Genomic DNA, 5,850 nt, shown 5'->3' on the forward strand with positions numbered 1-5,850 from the left:
CTGACAGATCCGGTGGGTGCTGTCAGGTTTGTTCTTAATCGACATTCATTCTCGGCAGCCCCACTTTATATCGCACCACGATGACCCGGATCAACACAATCACGACGATTCCGGTTAGTTGGGCCACAAAAAGTGCATCAAAAAAGTTCAAAATTAAGGTAAAAATAATTCCGCCCGTGACTGCAGCCATCGCATAGATCTCTTCCTGAAAAATGAGTGGTTTGGTTCCTGCCAGTACATCCCTCAGTACTCCTCCAAAACATCCGGTGATTGTTCCTAAGGCGATTGAGATACCCACACTCATCCCAGCTTCCAGCCCAATCTGAGTTCCCATCACGGTAAACAGGCCGAGTCCGGCTGCATCAAACGCGAAGAGCCAGCCTTCTAGTTTTTTCATTCGCCTGTAAATGAGAAGAGTAAAAATAAATCCGGCGATGACGGAGGTTATGGCCAGTGTATCGGTGAGCCAGTTGACAGGCAAATTGCCGATCATCACATCACGAATGGTACCGCCGCCAATGGCAGTCGCAAAAGCAAGGACAAAAATTCCGAACAGGTCAAACCGGCTGCGAATAGCTGCTGTAGCTCCGGAAACAGCAAACGCAAACGTTCCAGCAGCTTCTATGATGAGTATGATTTGTTCGGGTTGGATGGACATTAACTCAATATTCTGAGGTTTAAGTTGCCACGGAAAAACGGAATGGCACGGAACACTCTGCGAATCTCAGCGGATCATTTGCTTTACTCTGCGAGAAACCATTTTTAAATTTCTACAAAAAATTCAATAACTCGATTCACGACCTTTTGCCCTGCTACGTGAATCTGATTTGAATTAAAGTTCTTGTTTTTCGCAGAGGTTCGCTGAGTTTAGCGCAAAGTTTCGCAGGGTATTAACTTTTTGCTTTTTCAATTACGAAGATCCATAGAACTTTTATATATCATTGACCATCTACTGCTTATGCCTTTTCGATAATCTGAGGTAAGTTTTCGAGAATGTCTGCCGTCATTTTATCGAGGTCGAACTCATGCTTCCAACCCCAGTCGGAACGGGCTGCCGAATCATCAATGCTATCCGGCCAGGAGGAGGCAATCTCCTGTCGATAGTCCGGTTCATATTCAATTTCAAAATCAGGAATCTGTTTTTTGATGGAGTTGGCAATCTCCTCCGGTGTAAAACTGATCGCCGAGACATTGTAACTGGTTCTCACTTTCACCTTTTCTTCAGGAACCTGCATCAGATCGATCGTAGCTTTTACCGCATCGCTCATGTACATCATCGGAAGAGCTGCATCCGCTTCTAGAAAACAGGTGAACGTTTCCCCGGCTAGCGCTTTGTGATAAATATCCACAGCATAGTCGGTCGTGCCGCCGCCGGGCAGGGATTTATAGCCAATCAGACCCGGATAGCGAAGACTGCGCACATCAACGCTAAACTTGTTGTAGAAATAGGCACACCACTGCTCACCGGCCACTTTCGTAATTCCGTAAACCGTGGTTGGATTGGTTGCGGTGTTTTGTGGCGTATCTTTTTTGGGTGCATCGGGACCAAAAACGGCAATTGAGCTTGGCCAAAAAATTCTCTCCAAATTTTTCTCCCTCGCAATATTCAGCACATTAAGAAGGCCATCCATATTGAGCTTCCAAGCCAGATCGATATTTTTTTCAGCATTGGCTGAGAGCAGCGCAGCAAGATGATATAAGACAGTAATATTATACTTCTCGATTACCTCTTCAATACGCCCTTTATTCATCACATCCAGATGTTCAAACGGGCCGTCACCAATGTATTCATTCGGTTCCCGGATATCAGAAGCGATTACATTATCCGTCCCATAGATATTTCTCAGTTCAGAGGTCAGCTCACTCCCCAGCTGCCCGCAAGCGCCGGTGATTAAAATTTTGCTCATTCTATAATCTTAATTAATCTCAATTTCAGTTATGGTAGAATTCTCCCCTCCTGAATATGGAGAAGACTTGACGCAAATGAATCGATTTAAATTCCAAATCCCAAGCACCAAATCCCAAACAGGTTCAAGTTTGGAGTTTGATATTTGGAATTTGGTATTTGTTATTTCAACACCTCTAATTCCCTGCCCACGTCCGTAAATGCTTCAATCGCTTTATCAAGATGCTCTTTTTCATGGATAGCCGATAATTGAACCCGAATCCTTGCTTCGCCTTTTGGCACAACCGGGTAGTAAAAACCGATCACATAAATTCCTTTCTCGAGAAGTTTTTCTGCAAAATCCTGCGATACTTTTGCATCGTACAACATTACCGGCACAATGGGATGATTCCCCGGTTTGATATCAAATCCGGCATCTGTCATCGCTTTTCGGAAATAGGTAGTGTTATCTTCCAGCTTGTCTCTTAATTCCGTTGTTTCACTCAACAGTTTCAACACTTCAATGGATGCCCCGGTGATGGCAGGAGCCAGTGTATTTGAAAAGAGGTATGGCCGTGAACGCTGCCGCAGCATATCCACGATCTCTTTGTGGGCAGCTGTAAATCCGCCGGATGCGCCGCCAAGTGCCTTACCCAGCGTTCCGGTAATGATATCCACCCGCCCCATCACATCTCTGTATTCGTGCACTCCACGACCGGTTTTCCCTACAAATCCGGTAGAGTGGCACTCGTCACTCATCACCAAAGCGTCGTACTTATCGGCCAGATCACAAATCTTGTCGAGCTGGGCGATCGTTCCGTCCATCGAGAAGACTCCGTCTGTAGCGATGATTTTTGTCCGCGCACCGGAAGCTGCTTTCAGCTGCTCTTCAAGATCCGCCATATCGTTGTGCTTGTATACGTATCGCTGCGCTTTACACAACCGTACCCCGTCAATAATAGAAGCGTGATTCAGCTGATCGGAAATAATGGCATCTTCTTTTCCAAGAAGCGGTTCAAAAACTCCTCCGTTAGCATCAAATGCAGCAGCGTAAAGAATCGTATCCTCAGTACCTAAAAACTCCGAGATTTTTGCTTCCAGCTCTTTGTGAATCGTCTGCGTTCCGCAAATAAATCGAACCGACGACATCCCATAACCGTACTCATCAATCGTTTTCTTTGCGGCTTCAAGTACCCGCGGATCAGACGACAATCCGAGATAGTTATTTGCGCAAAAATTGATTACTTCAGCCCCTTTCGTCGTTTTGATGACGGCACCCTGAGGCGTTGTTATGACACGCTCCACTTTATACAGTCCATCTTTTTTGATTTGATCCAGTTCAGCTTGCAGATCGTCTTTCAGATTTGAATACATGTTGTGGCAGATTTATTTGATGAGTTGCTCTATTTTCGAATTGAAAATAAGAAAAAATGAGGAGTCTTTTGGCAGATGTAACATCGTATTTAGAGATTATCAATCCTCATTCTAAAATCGAACCGAGGTAAAATTTATTTGAGTAAGTAGATCTAAAGATATTAGATCTTTAACAGATCATAATTTATTGGATAACCTTTGTAGATTTTAACCGTACAAATCCCTATCTAACCAAAAATCATTAATCTATTCCTTCTTTATGGATGCAGATCTTCTTACCTGGATTTTTCTCGGTGGCGGCCTTTTGTTGATGCTGCTCGAATTGGCTCTTCCGGGAGGTGTTGCCCTATTCCTGGGATTCAGTGGAATAACTGTCGGTGTGCTTCGGTTTTTAGGACTTCTTTCAAGTACCGGAGCCTCTATCGCCGTATGGCTGATACTGTCCGTGGTCCTTACCATTGCAATTCGTCCGTTCATAAAAAAATACTTAAAGCCGGAGAGCTATTTTAAATATGCAGACGAGGATTACGAGGCGATGGATCAGATAGTGGAAGTTATTGAAGAGATCAATGAAGAGGATAACAGTGGGAGAATTCGGCTTGACGGAACTAGCTGGAGAGCCAAATCTCTTGACGGCACCATCAAAGCGGGTGAAAAAGTACGAATCCAATACCGCGAAAACACAACCTGGATTGTTGAAGCCCTGGGCGTAAAAGAGCCATCAAAAGAACAACTTAAAAACCGAAATAGAAACTGATTATGTGGACAGCACTACTCATATTTTTTGCAATCCTTTTTGTGATTATAACTCGACTTTTCATCATTGTGGAGTTCCGTGAAGAGGTCATCCAGGAGCGTCTTGGAAAATATAAAAAAACGCTATCTCCGGGCTTTCATTTTATGATACCCTTTGTTGATCGTGCCGCATACCGGCAGGAGATGCGAGAGCAGGTGATTGATGTACCGAGCCAAACCTGTATTACCAAAGATAATATTGAAGTGGCCGTTGACGGGCTGATCTACATTAAGGTGATGGATGCGTACCGCGCCAGCTACGGAATTTCGAATTACATAGCCGCGGCAGTTAATCTTGCGCAAACCACCATGCGGAGCGAAATCGGTAAAATTACGCTCGACGATACGTTTTCGGAACGGGATATGATGAACGAGAATATTGTGGAAGAGATCGATAAGGCCGCCGATCCCTGGGGAATTAAAGTCATGCGGTACGAGATTAAAAATATTAGTCCCTCCAATGATATTGTAGATACCATGGAGAAGCAGATGGAGGCCGAGCGTGAAAAGCGTGCTGAAATCACAAATTCTGAGGGGTACAGGGAAGCACGGATTAACGAATCAAAGGGAGAGCAGCAAAGCCAGATTTTAATATCGGAAGCTCAGCGGCAGAAAAGAATTAATGAAGCAAAAGGACGTGCTAAAGAGATTGAACTGGTTGCTACCGCTACTGCTAATGGAATCCGGCGTGTTTCCAAAGCTATTGAAAAACCGGGCGGTGATATGGCCGTCAAGACTAAACTTGTAGAGCAGTATATCGACCAGTTCGGTAAAATTATTAAGAGTACAAATGTTTCAGTTCTGCCAACAGAAACTGCCAACCTGAAAACATTTTTTGAGGGCGTTGGAACACTTAAGCGACACACTCAAAACAGTCATTCATCTTCATCAGCTAATCCACAGGGGCCAACATCATGAGTGCATTAAATATGTTTAGCCAGGTTGTACTGGCGATTTTTGCGATCTATCTGACGTTTAAATTTTTACAGGCACTTCGCCTTGTACCCAATCAATACGCGCACATCGTAGAGCGTCTCGGAAACTATCACAAAACGCTTGGTCCAGGATTTCACGCCCTGATTCCGTTTGTGGATAAGGTCGTTTACAAACAGGACCTGCGTGAGGAAACCATTGAGGTAGAACCCCAGGAATGTTTCACCAAAGACAATGTGAAAGTTGAGGTGGATGGTGTTCTTTATCTAAGTGTAGTCGATCCCGTGAACGCGAGTTATGGGATTACCAACTACCGATACGCCGCCGTGCAGCTCGCACAAACCACCACGCGCTCTGTAATTGGCCTCCTGGATCTTGATGAAACATTCGAAGAGCGTGCCAAGATGAGCAAGAAAGTCGTTGAAGTACTGGGAGATGTGGAGCGATTATGGGGAATTCGCGTGCATCGGTATGAAATCAAAAACATCAATACTCCCCGAACCGTACAAAAAGCGATGGAGCGCCAAATGACGGCTGAAAGAGAGCGTCGGGCCGTAATCGCTAAATCTGAAGGGGTTCGGGATTCGAACGTAAATGACGCCCAGGGAAGAAGAGCCGAAATGGTAAACATCTCCGAGGCAGAAATGCAGCGCAGAATAAACGAAGCCGAAGGGTGGGCCAATGAAATTGAGGCGATTGCCGAAGCCACCGCCGTTTCCATCGAACAGATTGCTGAAGCTATTTCACAGCCAAAAGGAAAAGAAGCGATGAAACTCCAGTTAAAACAGAAATATCTTAAAGTACTGGATGGGCTTGGCAAAGATGAAAATCAAATCATCCTACCAAAAGATATTACCAACTAT

6 protein-coding genes are annotated in these 5,850 nt (G+C 44.7%); 3 read left to right on the top strand and 3 right to left on the bottom strand.

Annotated elements, in window-relative coordinates; genetic code table 11:
• Positions 1-34: 34 nt before the first annotated feature.
• From ACESM0_RS12345 to kbl, 3 genes are all read right to left on the bottom strand, one after another.
• On the bottom strand, positions 35-658 hold the full coding sequence (locus tag ACESM0_RS12345) for a trimeric intracellular cation channel family protein (protein WP_372906513.1): 624 nt from the start codon (positions 656-658) through the stop codon (positions 35-37).
• Between the two features lie 298 nt (positions 659-956).
• Positions 957-1,907, bottom strand: coding sequence for an NAD-dependent epimerase/dehydratase family protein (locus tag ACESM0_RS12350; protein ID WP_372906514.1), 951 nt, complete (start codon positions 1,905-1,907; stop codon positions 957-959).
• A gap of 161 nt (positions 1,908-2,068) precedes the next feature.
• Complete coding sequence (gene kbl, locus ACESM0_RS12355) at positions 2,069-3,259, bottom strand: glycine C-acetyltransferase (RefSeq protein ID WP_372906515.1); 1,191 nt, start codon at positions 3,257-3,259, stop codon at positions 2,069-2,071.
• Positions 3,260-3,518: 259 nt separating this feature from the next.
• Between kbl and ACESM0_RS12360 the strand changes: the two genes are divergently transcribed.
• From ACESM0_RS12360 to ACESM0_RS12370, 3 genes are all read left to right on the top strand, one after another.
• Positions 3,519-4,016, top strand: coding sequence for an NfeD family protein (locus tag ACESM0_RS12360; protein ID WP_101073532.1), 498 nt, complete (start codon positions 3,519-3,521; stop codon positions 4,014-4,016).
• A gap of 2 nt (positions 4,017-4,018) precedes the next feature.
• Positions 4,019-4,972: an SPFH domain-containing protein gene (locus ACESM0_RS12365; protein WP_372906516.1), complete on the top strand. Its 954-nt coding sequence runs from the start codon at positions 4,019-4,021 to the stop codon at positions 4,970-4,972.
• Positions 4,969-5,850: SPFH domain-containing protein (locus ACESM0_RS12370; RefSeq protein WP_372906517.1), on the top strand; the 882-nt coding region annotated here is incomplete at its 3' end. The genes ACESM0_RS12365 and ACESM0_RS12370, both read left to right, overlap by 4 nt.

Source organism: Rhodohalobacter sp. (assembly GCF_041686455.1).
Taxonomy (GTDB): Bacteria; Bacteroidota; Rhodothermia; order Balneolales; family Balneolaceae; genus Rhodohalobacter.

Excerpts from the sequence above, each read along its gene's own strand:
- kbl (WP_372906515.1), bottom strand. The coding sequence starts at position 3,259 with ATGTATTCAAATCTGAAAGACGATCTGCAAGCTGAACTGGATCAAATC.
- ACESM0_RS12350 (WP_372906514.1), bottom strand. The coding sequence starts at position 1,907 with ATGAGCAAAATTTTAATCACCGGCGCTTGCGGGCAGCTGGGGAGTGAG.
- ACESM0_RS12365 (WP_372906516.1), top strand. The coding sequence starts at position 4,019 with ATGTGGACAGCACTACTCATATTTTTTGCAATCCTTTTTGTGATTATA.
- ACESM0_RS12345 (WP_372906513.1), bottom strand. The coding sequence starts at position 658 with ATGTCCATCCAACCCGAACAAATCATACTCATCATAGAAGCTGCTGGA.
- ACESM0_RS12360 (WP_101073532.1), top strand. The coding sequence starts at position 3,519 with ATGGATGCAGATCTTCTTACCTGGATTTTTCTCGGTGGCGGCCTTTTG.